Source organism: Agrobacterium sp. 33MFTa1.1, from assembly GCF_004328495.1.
Lineage (GTDB): Bacteria > Pseudomonadota > Alphaproteobacteria > Rhizobiales > Rhizobiaceae > Agrobacterium > Agrobacterium pusense.
On the sequence record NZ_CP036359.1, the window covers coordinates 396226 to 417849 of the forward strand.

The window sequence follows — 21624 nt, forward strand, 5'->3', positions numbered from 1 at the left end:
TTTCGTAATGGGCTGCTGCTTCACCAGCCCACCCTGCGTTTCTCGTTGATGAACGACAGGCTGATCGCAGCCAGCATCGCTGGAGCACAAATGTTACTGAGGGCGATGATCCACGGGAACCCGTGACGGCCGGCCGCTATATGCCGCCCATGCAGAGATATTTCATTTCAAGATAATCCTCCATGCCGTGGCGCGAACCTTCGCGGCCGATGCCGGATTGTTTGACACCGCCGAAAGGAGCTGCTTCCGACGACATGCGGCCGGTATTGATACCGACCATGCCATATTCCAGGGCTTCGGCAACACGCCACACGCGCTTGAGATTGGAGGCGTAGAAATAGGCAGCCAGACCGTAGATCGTGTCATTGGCTTCACGAACAACCTGCTCCGCATCGTCGAAACGGATGATCGGCGCTAAAGGTCCGAAAGTCTCTTCCTGCGCCACCCGCATCGCGCTGGTGACGCCGGTGAGGACCGTTGGTTCGAAAAAGGTTCCGCCATTGCCGACACGCTTGCCGCCGCACCTTATTGTGCCGCCTCTTGCGCCGGCGTCGGCCAGATGTGCCTCGATCTTGTCGATGGCGTGGCTGTCGATCATCGGACCGATGGTCACCTCGGGATCGAAGCCGTCGCCAACCTTCAATTCTGCCACCCGCGCAACGAATTTTTCCGAAAACTCATCGTGAACCGCCGACTGGACATAGATGCGGTTGGCCGAGACACAGGTTTGGCCGCCATTGCGGAATTTCGCCTGAATGGCGCCTTCCACGGCTTCATCAATATCGGCATCGTCAAAAACGATGAAGGGTGCATTGCCGCCCAATTCGAGGTTGAGCTTCTTTATCTGCGGCGCGCATTGGCTCATCAGCAGCCGCCCGACTTCGGTTGAGCCAGTGAAGCTGATCTTGCGTATCCTGGCATTGGTGCACAATTCCGCACCGACATCGGCACCGTGACTGGCATAGATAAGGTTAAGCGCCCCCTCCGGAAAACCGGCAAGCCGCGCGAGCACGAACATTGCCCCTGCCACCAGCGGCGTCTGTTCCGCTGGTTTCAATACGATGGCACAGCCGGCGGCAAGTGCGGGCGAAATCTTCCGGGCGACCATGGATGCTGGGAAATTCCACGGCGTGATGGTGCCGACCACGCCCACCGGCTGCTTGATAACGAGCATCCGCCGATCGTTGGAAGGGGCGGAAATCGTTTCGCCATAGATGCGGTTCGCCTCCTCGGCATACCATTGCACGTAAGCAGCGGCATGGGCGACTTCGGATTTTGCTTCCGTCAGCGGTTTACCCATTTCTGCCGTCAGGATCGTTGCGAGGTCGTCCGAATGGAGAACAATCAGTTGGTGCCAGCGGCGCATCACCGCGCTCTTATCCTTGGCCGGCAGGCTCTGCCACACGCCCTGTGCTTCAGCCGCGCGGTCGATCGCGTCCCGGGTTTCCAAGGGCCCCATATCCGGCAGCCGCGCAAGCAGCGCACCGGTCGAAGGATTTAAAACATCGAATTCCGCGCCCGACCAAGCCTTGCCGCCGAGAGCGATGCCTGCGAGATCGGAAAACAGATCCGGCCGGGCGAGCCTGCCGAGGAGAACAGGATAAAGCGACAAGGACGGTTCCCCCTTTGACACGACAACCCGAGCACGCCGACCAGCCGCTATTTCAGCGAATGACCGTCGGCTGACGGGCATCGGCACAGGTGGTAGCGCCGCACCGGAAAAACGTCAATCTTGCGCGTGCATTTGCGACAATCGATCAAGAAAATTCATGAGTCATCACACGCATCGGCGATGAAAACCGCCCTTCCCTACATCGATTATGATTTGAGATATTCCCCGGCAGCTGGTTCGACGCTGGCCGTCCAACAGGTCGCCGTCCGAATATGGGCGATCGCGTCCAGCGCCAGCGCCAGTCAGCACGTCCGCTGCAGCAATATTGGCGACAGCGTGCTCTCCGGCCCCCGGGAGCCAATGACGAAGACGTTTTCTTACTTCGTCTTTGCCGACAGGGTGGGCCACTCCTGCCAGGCTCCCTCAAGCACAAACCCGCCGAAATCGGCGGGTTTGGCGCGATTTGAAGGGCACCCGGATGGATGCGCCCCTGTGGTTTACGCGAAGCGGAAGTCGTCGATGACGAATTGCTCGGTCTTCACACCATCGAAGGTAATCGTCGACCCGTCCTTGAAGGCGATCTCGGCACCGTGGTCGCCATCCGTGAAGACCCCGGAGGCGATAAACGCCTGGTAATCCGCAAAGACGTCCTTCGAGAGTTCGACGACATCCTTGCCGTCAGCGCCGGCCTGGAAGTCCGTCACGACATCCCGGCCGCTGCCGGCCGCGAAAACGAAGGTATCCGCACCACTGCCACCGGTCAGCACATCGTTGCCCGCCCCGCCGATCAGCGTGTCATCGCCCGATCCGCCGTTCAGCTGGTCGTTGCCAGCACCGCCGTGAAGAACATCATTGCCGGCGCCGCCCATCAGCACGTCGTTACCGGCGCCGCCCTCGACGATATCGTTGCCGTCACCAGCAACCACACGGTCGTTGCCGGCGCCCGCATCCACCATGTCGTTGCCGGCACCGGCCAGCAGCGTGTCGTTGCCGTCACCACCTTCCAGCATGTCCTTGCCATCGCCAGCCACCAGGACGTCGTTACCGTCAGTACCGCTGACGATGGTGTATTCGGTGTAGCCGTTCACAGTCACGGTTGTGGTGCCGTGCGCTTCGCCGCCATTGGCGTCGCGGACCGTATAGGTGAGCGTCACGACCGCCTGCTGGTCATCTTCCAGGGCCGCACAGGCAGAGGAAGGATCAACAACCAGCTTGCCATCGACCACGGAGAAGGCAGCAGCTGCCTGTTCGCTGGTCAGGGCAAGGCCCGCGACGCCTGCCACTGCGACGCTGACGAGCGTCAGGCGGTCACCCTCCACATCCGTATCATTGGCGACCAGATCGAAGCTGGCGTTATCCTTTTCCGATACGGTGATCCTGTCGTCTACGGCCACGGGCGCATCGTTGACGGGATTGATCGTCACGGAGACGACGCTCTCGGCACTGCCGCCCCTGCCATCGGAAACGACAACCGTGAAGCTGTCGGTTCCATTCACATTGGCGTTCGGCGCATAGACCCACTCACCGGTCGCCGCGTCGATCTTGACTTCGCCCTTCGCCGCGCCGGCATCGGCCTTGATGGCGAAGGTCAGCGTATCGCCATCGATATCGGATGCAACGACCTTGCCCTTCAGGACAACATCCTCATCCGTTTTGACGGCGATGGAGGCGGCAACAGGTGCGTCATTGACAGGCTTGACGGTGAAGCTTGCCGTCGCCTCGCTCGAACCGCCGCGACCGTCAGTGATCCTGTAGCTGAAGGACGCCGTGCCGTTGAAATCGGCAGCCGTGGTGAAGCGGATGCCGTTTTCCTCCATAACCGCTGTTCCACCCGCGACAAGGGAGACACCCGTCACCGCCAGCTGGTCGAGATCGGCGTCCTTGTCATTCGCCAGCAATGTGGCGAAGGAAATAAGGAAGGATGCCGCATCTTCATCGACTGCAGCCAGCGTATCGGCAGCAGCAACCGGGCCACGGTTGACAAGACCCTTGACGATCGCATCGCGGTTGAGAAGCGTTCCGTCGGCGAAGGTCACCAGTTCCACACCGCCGCCAGCGAGCTGGTTGCGCAGCGAGATTTTTTCACCGTTGCCGAATTCGATTTCGACGTTGTCGCCGAACTTGTGCAGGACGGCTTCGTTTCTGGCAATATCGTGCAGAACGAGAATGTCCTTGTCGCCCGTTGCGCCAGAGGTCTCGACGATGTCGTCGGAGCCGTCACCGCGGCCATAGACATAGGTGTCGGAGCCATCACCGCCCAGCAGCAGATCGTTGCCGGTACCGCCTTCGATGACGTCGTCACCCAGACCGCCGGAGACGATATCGTTGCCCTCATTGCCAAACAGCACGTCGTCACCGTTGCCGCCGGACAGCGCGTCACGCCCTGCCCCGCCCATCAGCACGTCGTTGCCATCGCCGCCGGCCAGGCGGTCGTTGCCGGCGTTGCCGATCAACCGGTCATCGCCCCCGTGGCCGAAGATCGTTTCATCGGCATCTGTACCCACGAGGGTGTCGCGCGCTTCCGTGCCGTTGATGGTTGTGCCCGCCTCGAGGCCGGATTTCAGATTGACCACCGTCAGATTGTCGAAGGCCAGACCCTTATTACCCCAGGAATAGAGGCCGAAAGTACCCGCGTCGAGTTCGCGATCACCGATGGGATAGGCAAACAGCGCCTCTTCGTTGAGGAAAGCGGTGATCTTGTCGCCGATGACCTCGACGCGCAGCTTCGTATCCTGGCCAGGCTCATATTTGCCTGGCACCTGAGCGAGGATTTCCTCGATGCCGTTTCGCATCCGGACGAGATTGAAGATGCTGCCGGCGCCATTGCTCGGGGTACGATCAAGAATGCCGTCGGCATCCAGTTCGAGCTTGTAATAGTTTTTGCTGTCCTTGTAGCGGAACAGGAAGCCGAGACCGTCCTTGTCAGGTGTCTGGAACGTTGTTTCGATGGCGTAGTCGGTCCATGCCAGCGCTGCCGGGTCGTTGAAGAGCGCATAAGTGCCAAGGCGCAGCACGTTGACGCCGTCCCCCATCGGGCTCCAGCCACGCTTCCAGTAGTCGGAGTTGGTTGCGCCGCTCCAGGTCAGCTCACGGCTTGCAAGCTCGGTTGTCTGAACCAGCCTGCCGTTGGAAATCAGCCACTCAGAGGACTTTCCATCCGGTCCGATACCGCCGAACTCACCCTCGTCAACAATCTTGAAGCGCGCCATGGCCTCAGCGGAGGAGAAATCCTCGGCAACGAGAATTTTCGCCTTCTCCACGACCGTAACATCAACGCGATCGGTCGAAACGGCACCGTTGGCGGAGGTGACCTTCAGGATCAGCCTGTTGATGCCGGTATCGAGCGCGACGTCGACCTTTTTGCCTGTGGCGACGACATTGCCGTCGAGGTCCGTCCAGACGAAGCCAGTCAGATGCTCAGGGCCAAAGGAGCCGGATGCATCGAGCGTGACGGAAGCCTTGCCATCGCCATCCAGGTCGTAGACCCGCTGGTCGATCCCGGCCTTGGCGGTCGTGACCGCGCGTGTGACGACGATGTCATCGAAAACCGAGGCGCGCTGACCGCTGGAATAGACGCCAACCGTGCCGCCGGAGAGCGGCGACGTCGCATCCACGACGGGGCCGCCGAAGACGTTCTTGTCACCCAGGAAGACGTTGATGACGCCGCCGACGACCGAGACGGTCAGCGGAAGCTCCATATTATACTGGACGCCCTCATTGACCGAAGCGAGCAGAACTTCATTGCCGCCCGAAACCTTGATCAGCTGGCGGCGGTTCGTTTCCCCATCCATCGAGAAGCGGTAGTAGTTGTTCGCGTCCTTGTAATAGAAGTAGACGCCGATTGCGTCATTATCGAGCTGGATGAGCGTCGCTTCCAGGACATAGTCGCTCCAGCCGGCCGATTGCCCGCCAATATAAACAAGCTTGTTGCCGGTCGCATCGCTCTGGTCGAAGAGCGCTGCCTCCGGAGCGGCAAGGCCATCCGTTGTGCTCGAGCGCGAAAATACCGTGCCCTTGAGCAGGAAGTTGCCGGTGTTGCCATCGGTCGCGCCGAAATTGGTGGCCCAGCCGTCCGCCTTGCCGTCATTGAAGTTTTCAACCAGCAGGGTGCGGTCGCCGCGAACGAGAACGTCAATCTTATCGGTGGTCTTGACGCCGTTGGCGTCGGTTGCCGTCAGCGTCAGCTTGTGCCTGCCGAGCGAAAGATCGGCAACCGCTTCCTTGCCTTCGGCAACCACATCGCCGTTCTTGTCCGTCCAGACGAATTTCTTGATGTCTGCCGACAGCAGTGATTTGGCCGCTGAGAGGTTAACGCTTGCCTTCGATGCACCGGTTGCCGCACTGGCGACGATGTCGTCACCGGCATCGGCCATGGCGCGCGCCTTGCCTGCACCGACATAGACGTTTTCGAACACTTCCTGATGACCGCGATAATAACCGGTCAGGCCGTTGCGATCGATTTCCGGCTTGCTGCGGTAACCGTCGAGGTAATCGTCGAAGGCGGTGAAGTAGGTTTCGGTGGAGATGCGGTTATTGTCCGGATCGATGGTGATCAGGCGTATCGCGCCGTTGCCGCCGTTATTGCCGCGCGACTCGATGCCGTTACCGGTGATTTCGCGGGATACGCCGTTCTGGTAGTTGACCAGGAACTGGAAGACCGGCTCGCCATACTGGTTGTAGGTGATGTCGGTTTCTGCGCCATCGCCGAAGATGTGACCGGAGAAGGTCATGACGATGTTCGGATAACGGGACAACAAGACGCGGGCGACATATTCGCCGTCGTTTGCGCCGCGCTGGTCGGTGCGCATGCCATAATCATAGCCGGCGCCTTCGTCATAGAGCGGCAAGGCCAGATTGTCCTGACGGCCGGCATAGCTCGTCAGCGAATGCGTTGCGAGCATCACGCGATGGTCGGGAAACTTCTCGATCACATCGCCCGCCCAGCGGATCACGTCGTCGCGCGGGCCGAATTCGAGCGAAATGGACAACCACTTGGTCCCATCAGGCGCGGTGAAGGTGCTGTAGGTGTTGCGGGCGGCGGCCTGTTCCTGATCGTAAGCGCCCCCGAAGGTGCCGGCATTGGTCGCCGCCTGCTTTGCAGCCGAGAAACGGCTGTCCAGCTGGTCGGAAGAATGGTTTGCGGCGTTGCCGGACGAGCCCTGATCGTGATTGCCGGGAAGCAGCGCATAGGGCAGCTTGCCATCGAGCTTGCGCAGCGCAGCTTCGGCAATATCCCATTCGGACGACTGGTTGTTCTGGGTGATATCGCCCACATGGCTCATGAAGACGATGTTGTGGCTCTGGCGGTTATCGACCAGCCACTGCGTCATGTCGCCGAAGAGATGCTTTATGCCATCGTTCGAGGTATAGTCCTGCGTGTCTGGAAAAACCGCGATCGTATAGGCGTTCGGGCCGGCCACACGCACACGAAAGTCGTCGGCCATGCTTTTGCCGGCAGCGTCCGTCGCGGTCACACGAATGTCGGAATGGCCGAGTTCGGCAAAGTCAAGCGTCAGCTTGTTGCCTTCCGCAAGGACCGCATTCACGACCTTGTTTTCGCTGTTCTGCACGGTGAAGGTAAGCTTTTCGCCGGAGAAGTACTTCGACAGATCGATCGTCACGTTTGCCGCGTCGGGCGTCACCATCATGTCCTTGATCATGGCGGTTTTTGCCACGGCCGACGGATCGACAGGGGCCGTCTCGCCAATTCCAAGGACGTTAGCCTTTGCAGGCGTCGTGAATTCGAGCGTGGTGCCCTTTGCGGTAATCGTTCCCGTGCCGATTGCGGGTGCGGCCGAGCCTTCCGAGAAACGGACTTCGAGAGCGCCTGTCTGCTCTGCCGCCTGCTTCATTACATCCGGCAGAATACCCGATGCTTTTGCTGCGCCCAGATAGGACATTTCGGCCTTCGTCAGCACTTTCTGGAGAAAGAGGAAATTGCTGAGATAGCCGGGAGATGTATCGCCATCCTCATCCGAGAAGATCAGGAAGCCTTTGGACAGGTCGATGGCGAAGCGTCCCGGATTGGACGATATCTGCTGGGTCGCGATATAGTCGCCATTGACGTATTTATTCATCGAAACGGTGCCGTTCGAATTCTTTTCGATCGTGACACCAACACGGTTCCAGGCATCCAGTTTGGCCGTGCCGCGATAATTACCGCCGATGCCGATACCGTAGCTGGCACTGCTTGCAGAGCCAAAAATGTCACCGTCGTTGCTGTTGGTAAGATCCGTCTGAAGGAAGGGTATCCATTCGGTGGAGCCGCCCGAAGGGAAATAGACGTCATATACCAAGCTGTAGGACGTTACCGTGCCGGTGCCACCGGGCGAAACGAGAATGCTCTGCTGCTGCGAGAGGTCCGGGATCTTCAGCAGCCAGTCGGAAGAGGTTTCGATGGGGTTGGCGATCGAGTTTTGCGAAGTCGTCATCTCTTGGGCCTTTTTGCGTGAAACGGATTGGCCGAGGCCATGGCGGCACGATTAGAGGCAGGGGCTAACGCCCGGATGACGAATTCCTAACAAAGTGTAAACGCGCCATAGCGATTTCCCATGGCCGCCATCGGTTACGCCACAGGGTAAACGAAGCCTTCCCGCGGGCGTCATGGTGTTGTCAGCGTTTTCGCCGATAATCGCACGGCAGAAGGAAGGCGCACACGGCGCTAGCGCCGGCAGAACAGGATCTCATGTCGACCACCCAGCTGAAGGCCTTTCACATCGTCGCGCAATCGGGCGGTTTTTCTCAGGCCGCGCGGGACATGGCGATCAGCCAATCCACCCTTTCAGCCCATGTGCGCGAGCTGGAGGCGATCAGCGGTGTGAACCTTCTGGAAAGAAAACCGCGGGGGGTGAGCCTCAGCCCGCAGGGTGAACGCCTGTTCGAAATCACCGCGCGCCTGTTTCAGGCGGAAAACGAGGCCAAGGCCTTCCTGCGCGGTGATGTGGGCTTTGCGGGCGGGCATCTGCGCGTTGCAGCCGATGGTCCCGTGCTGCCGCTGCCTATTCTTTCGCGCCTGAAGGCCGAGCGGCCGCAGCTTACCTTTTCGCTTTCGGTGGACAATTCCGCGCGGGTGATGGAACAGATCATCGATTATCGCGCCGATGTCGCCATTACCGCCCGTGCACCTGATGATCCGCGCCTCTATGGCGTCAAATTCCTCAGCATGCGGCTTGGCCTGTGCGTGCCCGTCTTTCACACGCTGGCGGCGCGGGAGAGCGTCTTCGTGGCAGAGCTTGAAGGCCTGTCCTTCGTCATGCGAGAGCGGGGATCGCGCACCCGCGAAATCTTCGAAAAGAACCTTGCCGATCACGGCATCTCCATCCAGCCCGTCATAGAAATCTCATCCCGCGAGGGCGTGCGAGAAGCCATCGCCAACGGTGTGGGATGCGGCGTGGTGGCCGATCTGGAATTCGGTCACGACGCGCGCCTTTCCTTCGTGCCGCTCTGCGATGCCACCGAACTCATCGATGAATATGCGATCTGCCTTGCCGAAAGACGACATCTGCCGCTGGTGCGAAGATTCATCGAGGAAGCGGGGCGGGTTCTATGACATTGGCCGTCCTCTCCCGGCAGCAGCCGGAAGGAGGATCAGCCTATCCTCCCCCGCCTCGGCCGCCATCACTCTGCAGGTTTCGAAGCCGCGCTTTCAATATAGGCAATGAGATTGTCCAAATCTTCCGGCTTGCTGATGCCGGCCAGCGCCATCTTGTTGCCAGGGATTTTCTTTTTGGGCGCGCTCAGGAATGCCCGCAATTCTTCCGGCGTCCAGACGAGGCCTTCCTCGCCCGCTTTTTTCATCGCGGCCGAGTAAGTATAGTCCGGCACGCCGCCCGCCGCGCGGCCGATAATCCCGTTAAGCTGCGGGCCGACCCTGTTTTTAGCGCCCTCACCGATGGCGTGACAGGCGGAACACCGCTTGAAGACGGCCTCGCCCTTGGCAACATCGCCCTCCGAAAAAGCAGGAATGGCGCTTGCGGCAAACATTGCCGCCGCGATGATTGTTATTTTGCGCATCGTGTCATCCTTGTCTTGCCGCTTGAGTACGACCCGTCCACGGAAGCAGACGGGTCGGCGATTTTCTTCAGGTCGTGCCCCAGGCAGGCGTGCCCTTCTTGTAGGGAACGCGATCCTCGAAGCCACCGGGAATCTCGTCATAGACGAGAACTTCCGTGGCGCCGATCTTCGAGGTGAAGAAACCAAGCAGTGTCAGCTGCTTGACCAGCGTGAAAGCATGCGGTTTTGCCGGCGACTGTTCCGCTTTGGCCTGTTTGTCCAGCACAGAAAGCAGCGCCTGGCGCTGTTCGGCGGTCAAAGCCACAAAGGCCTTCCCGTGTTCGGCCTGACTGCGTTTCTCGATGTCGGAAATGGCCGAAAGGAAGAGTGTCCGCTGTTCGTCAGTGTAGCAATCGGCCGCATAGACGGCCATGAATGCACCGACTTCCGCGTCCTTCGCGCCCGGCGTGGAGGTCCGCGGAATGATGGTTTCCGCCACCTCGTCCAGAAAGCGGATTTCCTCGGGCGTAAAGACATGGGCACCCCCGGCGGGCCTGGCAGCGTTTTCGGCGGCTGTCAGGATATCCGCACCGATCAGCGGCAGGCCGGTCGCAACGGCTATGAGTTTCAGCAGTTCGCGTCTGTTCATCACAGGTTCCCCTTCTTCAGTTCGGAAACGGCGAAATCGGCCGCACGCGCGGTCAGCGCCATATAGGTCAAGGACGGGTTGACGCAGGAGGCCGAAGTCATGCAGGCGCCATCGGTGACGAAGACGTTCTGCGCATCCCAGACCTGGTTGTTGCCGTTAAGGACAGAGGTTTTCGGGTCGCGTCCCATGCGGGCCGTTCCCATTTCGTGAATGCCCATGCCCGGCGCATAGCTGCCACGACTGGGCTTGACGTTCTTGATGCCGACCGCCTCGAACATCTCGACGGCGTCATTGACCATGTCTTCGCGCATGTCGAGTTCGTTCTGCTTCATCTCGACATTCATGGAAAGGACCGGCAGGCCCCACTTGTCCTTCTTCTCATGATCCAGCTTCACGCGGTTCTCATGATAGGGCAGCATTTCACCGAAGGCGGTCATGCCGATGGTCCAGCCACCCGGCTCGGTCAGCGCTTCCTTGTAATCGGCGCCGATATTCAGTTCCGCGATCTCCCGCTCCCAGCGCGACCGGCTGGCGGAGCCCTGATAACCGAAACCGCGCAGATATTTGCGCTTATCGTCACCGGTATTGCGGAACCGCGGAATGTAGAAGCCCGCCGGACGGCGGCCCTTGAAATAGAAGTCCTCGAAACCTTCCACCTGGCCGGTGGCGCCCATGCGGAAATGGTGATCCATAACATTATGGCCGAGTTCGCCGGAGCTGCTGCCAAGCCCGCCTTCCCAGACATCGGTGGCCGAGTTCATCAGCACCCAGGTCGAGTTCAGCGTCGATGCGTTCAGGAAGATGATGTCGGCGGTATATTCATAGGTCAGGTTTGTCTCGGCATCGATGATCTCGACACCGCGTGCCTTCTTCTTGTCCTTGTCATAAAGGATTTCCTTGACGATGGAGAAGGGACGAAGCGTGAGATTTCCCGTAGCGACCGCTGCCGGCAGGGTGGATGCCTGCGTACTGAAATAGCCGCCGAAGGGACAGCCCAGCCTGCATTTGTTGCGGAACTGACAGCGCGTGCGTTCCTGATCGGGAAGTTCCTGGGTGATGTTGGCGCAGCGCGAATTGATGAGGTGGCGCGTGCCCTTGAACGCCTTCTTCAGCCGGCTTGCGACATCCTGCTCTACGAAATTGAGAGGAATGGGCGGCAGGAATTCCCCGTCAGGAAGGATGTCCAGCCCCTCGCGGCTGCCTGAAATGCCGGCGAAGCGCTCGACGTAGTCATACCAGGGGGACACGTCCTCATAACGGATCGGCCAGTCAACGGCGATGCCTTCTTTCGAATTGGCCTCGAAATCGGTCTGCGACCAGCGATAGGTCTGGCGTCCCCACAGCAGCGAGCGGCCGCCGACATGATAACCGCGGAACCAGTCGAACCGCTTTTCCTCGACATAGGGCGTTTCCTGCTCATCGGCCCACATGCCAAGCGTCGCCTCTTCCAGCAGATAATCGCGGCTGAGAACGGGATATTTCGCCTTCATTTCCTGCGTGGCGCGGTTGCGATGGGGGTAGTCCCAGGCTTCCTTGTCGGCATTCTGATAGTCGGTGACGTGTTCGATATTGCGGCCACGCTCCAGCATCAGAACCTTCAGGCCCTTCTGCGTGAGTTCCTTTGCGGCCCAGCCTCCACTGATGCCCGAGCCGACAACAATCGCATCATAATGATTGTTTGCCATGATAACTCCTCCGATGTGAGCTTGGAAAAAACGACAGGGCAAAGCGCTTCCCGTCGCGGCGCGGCGGAAAATGGACATGCGTCTGTCGAACCTCATGCTCCCCGCCGAAACCGGCCGCCGGGGAGCGGTTCTGGTTTTACTGGCAGTGTTTACTGAATGGTCGGCAGGTGTTCGTTGAGGAACGCGTTGCCCTTGGTTACGACCGCTTCGGCATCGAGCGGAAGGTCGTGCTCGAGGATGAACCATTTTGCGCCGGCATGTTTGGCCGCCGGCAGGATCGTCTTCCAGTCAAGCGTGCCGGTGCCGAGTATGGCGAAGCCGCGTTCGTTTTCCGCCGTGCCCGTCGGTGCATTGTCCTTGGCGTGGATGGCAAAAACCTTGCCCTTCAAGGTACCGAGGAATTCTGCGGGATCATTGCCGCTGCGCGCCACCCAGGCGACGTCGACTTCGGCCTGCAGTTTCGGGCCGGCGGCGTCGAGCAACAGTTCCAGCGCCGTCTTGCCGTCGAACTTTGCCATTTCAAAGTCGTGGTTGTGATAGGCCATGGAAAGGCCCGCAGCGGACAGCTTGTCCGCATAGCCGCCCAGTTCCTTGCCGAAGGCGGTCCAGCCAGCGGCGTCCTTTGGTCGGTCTTCCGGCTTCAGGAAAGGTACGGTCACGACAGGGTTGCCGACAGCCTTCTGTTCGGTGATGACCTCGTCGAGGTTGCCGCGCAGCTTGTCGATCGGCACATGCGAGGAAATGACCTTGATCTTGTGCTTTTCGAGAAGCGTGTTCAATTCGCTGGCGCTGACCTTCTGCATGTCCACCGTTTCCACCGCGGAAACGCCCGCGCGGTTGAGGATCGTCAGCTGCTCCTCCAGCGTTCCGGAATTGCGCAGCGTATACATCTGCGCGGCAATCGGCAGGGTCTTGCTGTCATCGGCAAAAACCGGATTTGCGAAACTGGCTGCCAATGCTGCGACGACTGCCATGCCTGCGAATTTTGACTTGAACGTTTTCAAACGCGTAACTCCCTTTCCGTTTGATCAATGTGACGACACGTGTACCTTTGCTGGGCATCACCTTCGGCGCCCTGTGTCGTCTCCTCCGATAGGCTGCGACCTAGATATCGATATTGATCCAGGTCGAGGTCTGGCTGGAACGAACGGCGGCATCGATGAATGCGAGACCCGCAAGGCCGTCCTCCATGCCGGGGTAAATCACCTCCCCGGCGGCTGCTTTTCCCTCCCTTTTGGCAATGATTGCATCTGCGGCTTCGCGGTAGATCGTCGCAAAACCCTCGAGATATCCTTCCGGGTGCCCCGATGGCACGCGGCTGACACGGTTGGCCGCGGCTCCTGCGCCTGCGCCGTTGCGGGTTATGAGCCGCTTCGGCTCCCCGTAAGGGGTGAACCACAGCTCATCCGGCACGCGGTGGTGCCATTCAAGCCCGCCCTTTTCGCCGTAGACCCGCAGCGACAGCGCGTTTTCATTGCCGACTGCGATCTGGCTTGCCCAAAGCATGCCCTTGGCGCCGCTTTCGTAACGCAAAAGAATATTGGCGCTGTCATCCAGCTGCCGGCCCGGCACGAAAGAGGTCAGGTCGGCATAAAGACTCTTCGGGATTTCACCGGTAACAAAGGCGGCGGCGTTGAAGGCGTGGGTGCCGATATCGCCGATGGCGCCGCCCGCGCCGGAGCGGCTGGGATCGGTGCGCCATTCCGCCCCCTTCGCACCGGTCTTCTCAACCGCCTCGGTCAGCCAGTCCTGGGCATATTCGGCCTGAACGTGGCGCAGCTTGCCAATGGCTCCGTCAGCCACCATCTGCCGCATCTGCCGCAGCATGGCGTAGCCGGTGTAATTATGCGTCAGGACAAACAGGCTGTCCGACGCCCTGACGATCTCGGCCAGCGCCTTTGCTTCCTCAAGTGTCGCGGTCACAGGCTTGTCGCAGATGACGTGAATACCGGCCTCGAGAAAGGCCTTTGAGGGCGCAAAATGGAGGTGATTGGGCGTCACGATGGCGACTGCCTCGATACCGTCGTCTCGACCGGCCTCTGCCGCGGCCATCTCCTCGAATGAGGCATAGGAACGCTCCGGCGCGATGCCGAGCAGGGTTGCCGAAGCGGCCGCACGCGCGGGATCGGAGGAAAGCGCTCCGGCCACGAGCTCGTAACGGTCATCCAGCCGGGCCGCGATGCGGTGCACCGCACCGATAAAGGCGCCCTGACCGCCGCCGACCATTCCGAGACGGATACGGCGGCTGTCGAATTTTTTTGGTGTGGAAGACATGGCTATCCCTTTCAGAGGCCGAGAAGGCGACGATTGGCGGCATCATCGACGCCGCTCTTGGCGAAATCGTCGAAGGCCCGCTCGGTCACACGGATAATGTGGTTTTCAATGAAGGCGACGCCTTCGCGCGCGCCGTCTTCCGGGTGCTTCAGCGCACATTCCCATTCCAGCACCGCCCAGCCATCGAAATCATATTGGGTGAGCTTCGAGAAAACCGCGCCGAAATCGACATGCCCGTCGCCCAGCGAACGGAAACGGCCCGGCCGATCGACCCAGCTTTGATACCCGCCATAAACGCCGGAACGGCCGGTTGGATTGAACTCGGCATCCTTGACGTGGAAGGCGCGGATACGCTCGTGGTAGATATCGATGAAGCCGAGATAATCCATCGCCTGCAGCACGAAATGCGAGGGATCGTAGAGGATGTTGGCGCGCGCGTGGTCGCCGGTGGCTTCGAGAAATCGCTCGAAGGTGACGCCGTCATGCAGGTCCTCACCCGGATGCAGCTCGTAGCAGAGATCCACGCCATTTTCCTCGAAGGCATCGAGAATGGGTGTCCAGCGCTTGCCGAGCTCGGCAAAGGCCATTTCGACAAGGCCCGCCGGGCGCTGCGGCCACGGATAAACGAACGGCCAGGCGAGCGCGCCGGAGAAGGTCGCATGGCTCTTGAGGCCGAGATGCCGCGACGCCTTCGCTGCGCATATCAGCTGATTGACCGCCCATTCCTGCCGCGCCTGCGGCTTTCCGCGCAGTTCGGCCGGAGCGAAACCGTCGAACATCTCGTCATAGGCGGGATGAACGGCAACGAGCTGGCCCTGAATATGCGTCGAAAGCTCGGTGATCTCGACACCGATCTCGACCAGACGGCCCTTGATCTCGTCGCAATAGTCCTTGGATTCCGCAGCCTTTTCCAGATCGAAGAGCTTGGGGTCGGTCGGCACCTGGATGCCCTTGTAGCCGAGCGAAGCCGCCCATTGGCCGAGATTGTCGAGCGTATCGAAAGGGGCCTCGTTTCCGGCGAATTGCGCGAGGAAAATCGCCGGGCCTTTGATCGTCTTCATGTCCTTACACTCCTTGCATTCACAGTCTGGCCGCTACCGGTGCGGCGGTCGGCACGGCGCGACCGAGCCGCGCACCACCAGTTCCGTATCCAGCACGATGGTCTCGGCGGTGCGTTTGCCATTCAGCCTGTCCACCATCAGCGCCATGGCCCTTCGGCCCATTTCCTGCCGGGGCTGACGCACCGTCGTCAGCGGCGGCTCAAAGGCATTGGCGAAGATGATATCGTCGAAGCCGATGACGGAGACGTCACCCGGGACCGACAGACCCCTGCCCCGCAACTCGCTGATCGCGCCAATCGCCATCTGGTCGCTCGATGCGAAGATCGCGGTAAAGACAATGCCGCCTTCGAGAAGGCCCGCAATCGCCTGCCGGCCGGCCTCAATGCTGTAATCACCCGTCACCACCAGTTCGTCGGCATAAGCTATGCCGGCCTCCGCAAGTGCCGCGCGGTAACCGTCGAAACGTTCCTGCGCCAGACTTTCCGGTACGGGACCGGCCAGATGCACGATCCTTTCATGTCCCGCTCCCATGAGGTGACGCACGGCGTTCATCGATGCGGCGCGGTTGTCCACCTTGACGGTCGGCAGCTCGAGTCCGGGCACCGTCTCCGACGCGATGACGATCGGCGGCAGCGCATCGCCCTGATCGAGAAGCTCGGACGGGAACTGCCCGGTCATCAGGATGAGGCCGTCGGCATGTTTCTGCCGTACCATATCGATGTGGGTCGCCACACGGTGCTCGTCATTGCGGGCATCGCCCATAAGCACCTTGAAGCCCGCTTCGCCCGCCGCTTCCTCAACACCCTTGTAGATTTCGAGATAGAAGGGGTTGCCGATATCGCGAACGAGAAGGATGACGGTGTTGTTGGATTGGCGGCGGAAACTGGCCGCCTGCGCATTGGGAACGAAGTTCGCCTGCCGAACGGCATCGAAAACCTTCTTGCGGGTTTCCGGGCGAACCTTGTCGGGTTGCTGCAGCGCGCGCGATACTGTCGCGATGGAGACACCCGCGAGAGCTGCAACTTCCCTGATATTCGAACCGTGTTCTTTGCTCATCTGTCACACACGCAACTGCTTTTGGCGGCCATAAAGCAGCATCAGCGCTAGCAACGTGACACCGAATATGATCTGCCGTGCCCATACATCGAGGTTGAGCGTTATCAGTACGCTTTGCAGAATGGTGAGCGCAACTGCGCCGGCCATGGTTCCGACATATCCGCCAGCCCCGCCGGCCAGCGAGGTGCCGCCAATGACCACTGCGATGATCGACGGAAGCACATACTGGTCGCCGACAGAGATGAAGGACGTGCCGGTATAGCCGATGACGCAAACCCCGGTCAGGCCAGCGAACAGGCCGGAAAGGCCATAAAGCAGCGTGCGGATCAGCGGAACAGGAAGACCTACCAGCGTCGCCGCCCGCTCGTTGGAGCCGATGGCGTAAATGGCGAAGCCGAAAGCCGTGCGGCGCAGGACGAAGAGCATGATCGCGGCGATGCCCAGCCAGACGAAGAGTACACCGGGAATGCCGAAGATGAGGGGACGGTTGATGAAGCCTGCGAGCAGCGGAGCCGCCGCACCTGACGGAACGCCCTGCGAATAAACCACCAGCCCGCCCTGGATGACCGCCGTCATGCCGAGCGTCATTACCAGCGGCGGAATGCGCACGAAGGTGATGCCGAGACCGTTGATGAGGCCGATCAGGAACGGAATGCCGCCCGCAACCAGAATGGCAAGGGGAATACCGGCATTCTGGCCGTTCATCATATTGCCGGCAAGCACCGCGCCGAGCGAGATCATCGCGCCGACGGAAAGGTCAATGCCTTCGCGTCCGCCGAGGATGACGAGATTCTGGCCCGCCGCTACGATACCGAGAATGGCGGCAATCGTCAGCAGCCGCACGATCTGCGATCCCTGTGCGAAGCCGGGCGACAACAATTCGCCGACAAGCAGCAGGAAAGCCGATGCGCCAATGGCGATGGTCAGGGGATCGGTGAGAAGGGTTTTGAGTTGCAAGCCGGGATTGGTCATATCAACGCCTCGTCACCAGAACGCCACCGGCCAGAGCCGTCAGCACGATCAGACCCTGCACCAGTGTCTGGTACTCGAAGGGCAGGCCCGCAAAGAAGATCACATTGCCGATCATGCCCAGCACCAGCGCGCCCGCGATCGACCCGGTCGAACTGCCGAAGCCGCCGGAAAGCGCCGTACCGCCCAAGACCACCGCAGAGATGGAAGATAGCGCCAGACTTGCACCGAGAAGCGGATCGCCCGACGCCGTCTCACCCGTCAGGCAGAGCGCCGCCAGCGCGGAGAAAAGACCAGAGATCATGTAAGCGCCGATACGGATGCCGGAGAGGCGTAGCCCCGTCTGGAAGGCGCCGGTGCGATTGCCACCCACCGCAAGCAGATGCGTGTGAAAAGGGATACGCGACACGATAAGCGTGAAGGCGATGCCGGCAATCAGCACCCAAAGCACGAAGGGCAGGCCGACGAAGCTGCCGGAATAGGTCTGCCAATAGGCCTCCGGCACCGGCAGGCCAGCCTGCGGCAGAACCCAGATCGCCATCCCGGCAAAGATGATGCCTGTCGCGAAGGTGGTCACGATCGGCTGGAAACGCAGGCCCGAAATGAAGAGGCCGTTGACCAGGCCGCAGAGTAGCCCAACGGTTACACCCGCTGCCATGCCGGCGAAGACAGCGCCAGTCGTGCCGCCAAGAGCAGCAATCACGCTGACGGTGACGACATTGGCGAGCGCCACGATGCTGCCAACCGACAAATCTATATCGCCCGCCAGAATGACATAGGTCTGGCCGATGGCGACCAGGATCAGCGGCAGGAACGTCGTCAGGTTCGATTGCAGCACGGAGGGCTGAACGAAGGACGGTTGCAGAAACGTATTCACGGCGACGAGAACGGCCAGAACGACGAGGGTGATGACCCATGGCTGCCTGCGCAGGAAACCGGAGACGCTCATGCGGCATCTCCATAAGCGGCGCGGGTCATGTTTACAGATGTCATGTCGGCTCCGGTCAGTTCCGCAGAAATGCGTCCACCGTTGAACACAAGAATGCGGTCGGCATATTCGAGGATTTCCGCATCTTCCGAAGAGTAGAGAAGAATGGTCGCGCCGGCATCGGCCTGCTGCCGCATCAGCGCAAAGAGGTCGGCCTTCGCGCCGAGATCGATGCCCTTGGTCGGATCGTCGAGCAGCAGCAGTTTCGGTGCCGTGGCAAGCCAGCGGGAAATGAATATCTTCTGTTGATTGCCGCCCGAAAGCGTGCCGATCGCCATATCCAGGCCGGCAAACTTCGTCTTCATATCATCCGCGACCTTTTGCACCCGCGGCTTCAGCGTGGCGGGCCGGACCAGCCGCATCTTTTCGCGCACCATCAGGGCCGCGACGAGATTTTCGAAGATCGACCGGCCCTGAAGGGAAGCGTCACGCCCGCGGTCGCCCGAGACATAGGCAAAACCGTTGTGAACCGCGTGCGATGGCTTGCCGATGGTAATTTCACGTCCATCGAACCATGTCTGGCCCGTCGCAAAGGGCGTCGCGCCGAACAGCCCCTTCAAAAGCGCCGACTGTCCCTGCCCCTGCAGGCCGGCCAGACCGACGATTTCACCCGGATAGGCTTCAATACTGACACCGCGCACGCCTTCGCCTGTAACATCAGTCACCTTGAGGCTGGGAGTTGCGGCAGCGCGTCCCTGCTGGCGGGCAGGTGCTGCGCGGACATCGCCGACCATATCGTGCACCACAGCTTCACGCGTGGTTGCCGCCGTATCGAGCTCGGAAATCGTTGCGCCGTTCCGCATCACGGTAATGCGGTCGCAGACGGCAAAAACCTCGTCGAGACGGTGGGAAATCATGATGGTCGAGACGCCATCGGCCTTCTTGGCCCGGAGTATCTCAAAAAAGCGCTGGGACTGGCGGCCATCGAGCGCTGCCGTAGCCTCATCCATAATCATGAGGCTGGCATTCTGGGCAAAGACCTTGAGGATTTCTACGAGCTGGCGCTGATCGGGCGGCAGAGTGCCAACGATCGCATCCGGCTCCAGTCCTTCGCCGGCCACGCCGTCAAACAGGGCGATCAGCCTTGCCGCCTCGGCTTTCAGCACCTTACGGTCAACAAAAATGCCACGTTTCGGCTCCCGGCCGAGAAAGATGTTATCGGCAACCGAAAGCTGCGGAACAAGGCTGAGTTCCTGGTAAAACAGCGCAATACCGGCGTCTTCGGCGTCACGCGGGCTCTTGAAGCGCACATCTTCGCCCTTGAATTTGACCGTGCCGCTCGTCGGCGCCACCGCGCCCGCAACGATTTTGCAGAGCGTGCTCTTGCCGCAGCCATTGGCGCCCAGAAGCGCGTGAATTTCACCGCGACCGACAGTCAGCCTGCCGTCGGAAAGCGCACGTACGGCGCCAAAATTCTTCGTTATGCCGGCCGCTTCCAAAGCGTTCGCCATCGCATGTCCCCGAATAATGCTTGTCACAGGCGGCCAGCCAACGCGCGGTCCGCACTCGAAATTCCGGTTCGGGCCGGCGCTTCCGCCGGCCCGGGACGGTTCTTATTTGAAGAACTCGCCGGCCTGTTCCGGCGTCACGGTCGCCGTGACGGACCAGTAACCGGGCTTGCCTTCTGCAGCCTTGATATTGTCGGCAAGGTTTTCGTTGCTGACGAAGGGGATCGGAATATAGATGGCGTTGCCATAGGTGCCGCCAAAGATACCGTCCTTGAATTCCTTGCCCTGAAGCTTCAGGACAGCGACATTGAGCGCACTGGCCATCACGCCGGGCGGATTGACCGAGGCGCCGGAGTTGAATTTTTCCTTTTCCCAGCGGGTCATGAAGTCCTTGCGGATTTCACCGGTCGCAGCAATGTCCTTGGTCTTGCCGGCGGCTTCGATGGCGCGCCACGCGCCGTCGGCCATGCCGTCCTGCACCCAGACACCGCTGATGTCGGGATAAGTGGCAAGCAGGTTCTGCATGGCCTGCTGCCCCTGCGCCTGATCCCAGCTCGCATTGGCTTCGTTCAGCACCTTGATGTCAGGATATTTCTTGAATACTTCGCGATAACCGGCGACGCGGGCTTCGTTTGCCGGATTGCCCGCGATACCGTTGATGGCGACGACGCTTCCCTTGCCCTTCAGCGCATCCGCCAGCCATTGCGCCGACTGCGCGGCCCATGCCTTCTGGTCGATACCGACATAAATCGCATCCTTGGAGGACACTTCGGCGTCGGTTGCGATGACGAGGATGTTGCGCGCCTTGGCCTGCGCGAAGATTGGATCGAAGGCGGTCGGGCTGCCGGGATTGATGAGGATCGCATCAACGCCCTGGTTCATGAAATTGCGGATATGACCGATCTGCCCCTGCACGTCGACATTGCCGCTCTGGACGACAACCTCGACCTTGACGCCCTTTTCGCCCCACGCCTTCGCGGCAGCCTGAGCTTCCTCGATCATCTGCGTGCGCCATTCGCTGCCGACGAAAGAATTGGAAAGACCGATCTTGAAACTCTGTTCCTGCGCGTGCAAGGACGTGCCCGCCGCCAGCACCATCGCGGCAGCAGCCAACAAATGTCTAAACATGAAAACTTGCTCCTCCAAGCAACGGATATCGACTATGAAACCGTTTACATCAGCGAATGTAACCGTTTTCATAAGTGAGTCAATCCCGAGATTGATTTTTGTCGAGCGGTCTGAAAAGGTCGCGGAAGCGGCCGGCGCAACTCTCGGAAACGCGCGAGAATGAAGCGCGTGGCGGAGACCGGAGGCAGGGCTTCACAGAATGCGGAAAGCGATGACCCCGCCCTGTGGGCGACGGCAGGCCCCGCGCTTCCCACCGGCCTGGAACATCAGTCAGGAGAATGACCATGGAAATATTGCGCGCAGGAACACGGGCATCGGCAAAAGGCCCCGCGGCCTGGTTTACGGGCACGGTCCGCATCGATCCGCTTTTCAACCCCTTCGATGCAGAGCGGGTGCAGGGCGCTCAGGTTACCTTTGAACCCGGGGCGCGAACGGCATGGCACACCCATCCCCTCGGTCAGACGCTGATCGTGGTTTCCGGTCTCGGCCGGGCGCAGCGTGACGGTGGCCCGGTGGAGGAAATCCGCCCCGGTGATATCGTCTGGTTCGCACCGGGCGAGAGGCACTGGCACGGGGCCGCGCCTGATGTGGCCATGACCCATATCGCGCTTCAGGAGGTCAAGGACGGCAAGGTGGTGGACTGGCTGGAACAGGTCACCGACGATGAGTATGACGGTTGACCCGGCACCGGACGAGGGCGGCTGCCGTTCAGCAGCCCGCGCCTCGCGCCTGTTCAAGGGGATGGCGGAGCCGGGGCTACGG

The 21624-nt window shown here is 60.5% G+C and carries 15 protein-coding genes; 2 read left to right on the plus strand and 13 right to left on the minus strand.

Going from position 1 to position 21624, the window contains the following annotated elements; genetic code table 11:
* Positions 1–136: 136 nt before the first annotated feature.
* The gene (locus EYD00_RS15645) at positions 137–1567 is read right to left on the minus strand and encodes an NAD-dependent succinate-semialdehyde dehydrogenase (protein ID WP_045531540.1); all 1431 of its coding nucleotides are present in this window, start codon (positions 1565–1567) and stop codon (positions 137–139) included.
* 542 nt (positions 1568–2109) lie between these two features.
* On the minus strand, positions 2110–8043 hold the full coding sequence (locus tag EYD00_RS15650) for an Ig-like domain-containing protein (protein WP_034496953.1): 5934 nt from the start codon (positions 8041–8043) through the stop codon (positions 2110–2112).
* Positions 8044–8297: 254 nt separating this feature from the next.
* Here EYD00_RS15650 and EYD00_RS15655 point away from each other — a divergent pair, with 254 nt between their 5' ends.
* Positions 8298–9161, plus strand: a complete 864-nt coding sequence (locus tag EYD00_RS15655) for a LysR substrate-binding domain-containing protein (protein WP_034496955.1) — start codon at positions 8298–8300, stop codon at positions 9159–9161.
* A 68-nt stretch (positions 9162–9229) separates the two neighbouring features.
* Here the strand turns inward: EYD00_RS15655 and EYD00_RS15660 are convergent, their stop codons facing one another.
* From EYD00_RS15660 to EYD00_RS15710, 11 genes are all read right to left on the minus strand, one after another.
* Positions 9230–9625, minus strand: coding sequence for a c-type cytochrome (locus tag EYD00_RS15660; RefSeq protein ID WP_004445382.1), 396 nt, complete (start codon positions 9623–9625; stop codon positions 9230–9232).
* A gap of 67 nt (positions 9626–9692) precedes the next feature.
* Positions 9693–10253 carry a gluconate 2-dehydrogenase subunit 3 family protein gene (locus EYD00_RS15665; RefSeq protein ID WP_006698388.1) on the minus strand — a complete coding sequence of 187 codons (561 nt, stop codon included), beginning with the start codon at positions 10251–10253 and terminating at the stop codon, positions 9693–9695.
* On the minus strand, positions 10253–11938 hold the full coding sequence (locus EYD00_RS15670) for a GMC oxidoreductase (protein ID WP_034496957.1): 1686 nt from the start codon (positions 11936–11938) through the stop codon (positions 10253–10255). Before EYD00_RS15670 ends, EYD00_RS15665 begins: the two co-directional genes overlap by 1 nt.
* A gap of 149 nt (positions 11939–12087) precedes the next feature.
* On the minus strand, positions 12088–12942 hold the full coding sequence (locus EYD00_RS15675) for a sugar phosphate isomerase/epimerase family protein (protein ID WP_004445388.1): 855 nt from the start codon (positions 12940–12942) through the stop codon (positions 12088–12090).
* A 100-nt stretch (positions 12943–13042) separates the two neighbouring features.
* Complete coding sequence (locus EYD00_RS15680) at positions 13043–14212, minus strand: Gfo/Idh/MocA family protein (RefSeq protein ID WP_004445391.1); 1170 nt, start codon at positions 14210–14212, stop codon at positions 13043–13045.
* 11 nt (positions 14213–14223) lie between these two features.
* Positions 14224–15273, minus strand: a complete 1050-nt coding sequence (locus EYD00_RS15685) for a sugar phosphate isomerase/epimerase family protein (protein WP_022562842.1) — start codon at positions 15271–15273, stop codon at positions 14224–14226.
* Positions 15274–15306: 33 nt separating this feature from the next.
* Positions 15307–16329, minus strand: a complete 1023-nt coding sequence (locus EYD00_RS15690; RefSeq protein ID WP_034496959.1) for a LacI family DNA-binding transcriptional regulator — start codon at positions 16327–16329, stop codon at positions 15307–15309.
* A 3-nt stretch (positions 16330–16332) separates the two neighbouring features.
* A complete protein-coding gene (locus EYD00_RS15695; protein ID WP_004445396.1) occupies positions 16333–17301 on the minus strand; it encodes an ABC transporter permease in 969 nt (322 codons plus the stop codon).
* Between the two features lies 1 nt (position 17302).
* Positions 17303–18247 carry an ABC transporter permease gene (locus tag EYD00_RS15700; protein ID WP_006698394.1) on the minus strand — a complete coding sequence of 315 codons (945 nt, stop codon included), beginning with the start codon at positions 18245–18247 and terminating at the stop codon, positions 17303–17305.
* Positions 18244–19737, minus strand: coding sequence for a sugar ABC transporter ATP-binding protein (locus tag EYD00_RS15705; RefSeq protein ID WP_034496961.1), 1494 nt, complete (start codon positions 19735–19737; stop codon positions 18244–18246). The genes EYD00_RS15700 and EYD00_RS15705 overlap by 4 nt, the downstream gene beginning before the upstream one ends.
* Positions 19738–19839: 102 nt before the next feature.
* A complete protein-coding gene (locus EYD00_RS15710) occupies positions 19840–20862 on the minus strand; it encodes a substrate-binding domain-containing protein (RefSeq protein WP_006698395.1) in 1023 nt (340 codons plus the stop codon).
* A 284-nt stretch (positions 20863–21146) separates the two neighbouring features.
* On the opposite strand from EYD00_RS15710, the gene EYD00_RS15715 reads away from it, so the two are divergent.
* On the plus strand, positions 21147–21542 hold the full coding sequence (locus EYD00_RS15715) for a (R)-mandelonitrile lyase (protein ID WP_004445400.1): 396 nt from the start codon (positions 21147–21149) through the stop codon (positions 21540–21542).
* Positions 21543–21624 lie beyond the last annotated feature (82 nt).

Excerpts from the sequence above, each read along its gene's own strand:
- EYD00_RS15650 (WP_034496953.1), bottom strand. The coding sequence starts at position 8,043 with ATGACGACTTCGCAAAACTCGATCGCCAACCCCATCGAAACCTCTTCC.
- EYD00_RS15655 (WP_034496955.1), top strand. The coding sequence starts at position 8,298 with ATGTCGACCACCCAGCTGAAGGCCTTTCACATCGTCGCGCAATCGGGC.
- EYD00_RS15660 (WP_004445382.1), bottom strand. The coding sequence starts at position 9,625 with ATGCGCAAAATAACAATCATCGCGGCGGCAATGTTTGCCGCAAGCGCC.
- EYD00_RS15665 (WP_006698388.1), bottom strand. The coding sequence starts at position 10,253 with ATGAACAGACGCGAACTGCTGAAACTCATAGCCGTTGCGACCGGCCTG.
- EYD00_RS15670 (WP_034496957.1), bottom strand. The coding sequence starts at position 11,938 with ATGGCAAACAATCATTATGATGCGATTGTTGTCGGCTCGGGCATCAGT.
- EYD00_RS15680 (WP_004445391.1), bottom strand. The coding sequence starts at position 14,212 with ATGTCTTCCACACCAAAAAAATTCGACAGCCGCCGTATCCGTCTCGGA.
- EYD00_RS15685 (WP_022562842.1), bottom strand. The coding sequence starts at position 15,273 with ATGAAGACGATCAAAGGCCCGGCGATTTTCCTCGCGCAATTCGCCGGA.
- EYD00_RS15690 (WP_034496959.1), bottom strand. The coding sequence starts at position 16,329 with ATGAGCAAAGAACACGGTTCGAATATCAGGGAAGTTGCAGCTCTCGCG.
- EYD00_RS15695 (WP_004445396.1), bottom strand. The coding sequence starts at position 17,301 with ATGACCAATCCCGGCTTGCAACTCAAAACCCTTCTCACCGATCCCCTG.
- EYD00_RS15700 (WP_006698394.1), bottom strand. The coding sequence starts at position 18,247 with ATGAGCGTCTCCGGTTTCCTGCGCAGGCAGCCATGGGTCATCACCCTC.
- EYD00_RS15705 (WP_034496961.1), bottom strand. The coding sequence starts at position 19,737 with ATGGCGAACGCTTTGGAAGCGGCCGGCATAACGAAGAATTTTGGCGCC.
- EYD00_RS15710 (WP_006698395.1), bottom strand. The coding sequence starts at position 20,862 with ATGTTTAGACATTTGTTGGCTGCTGCCGCGATGGTGCTGGCGGCGGGC.
- EYD00_RS15715 (WP_004445400.1), top strand. The coding sequence starts at position 21,147 with ATGGAAATATTGCGCGCAGGAACACGGGCATCGGCAAAAGGCCCCGCG.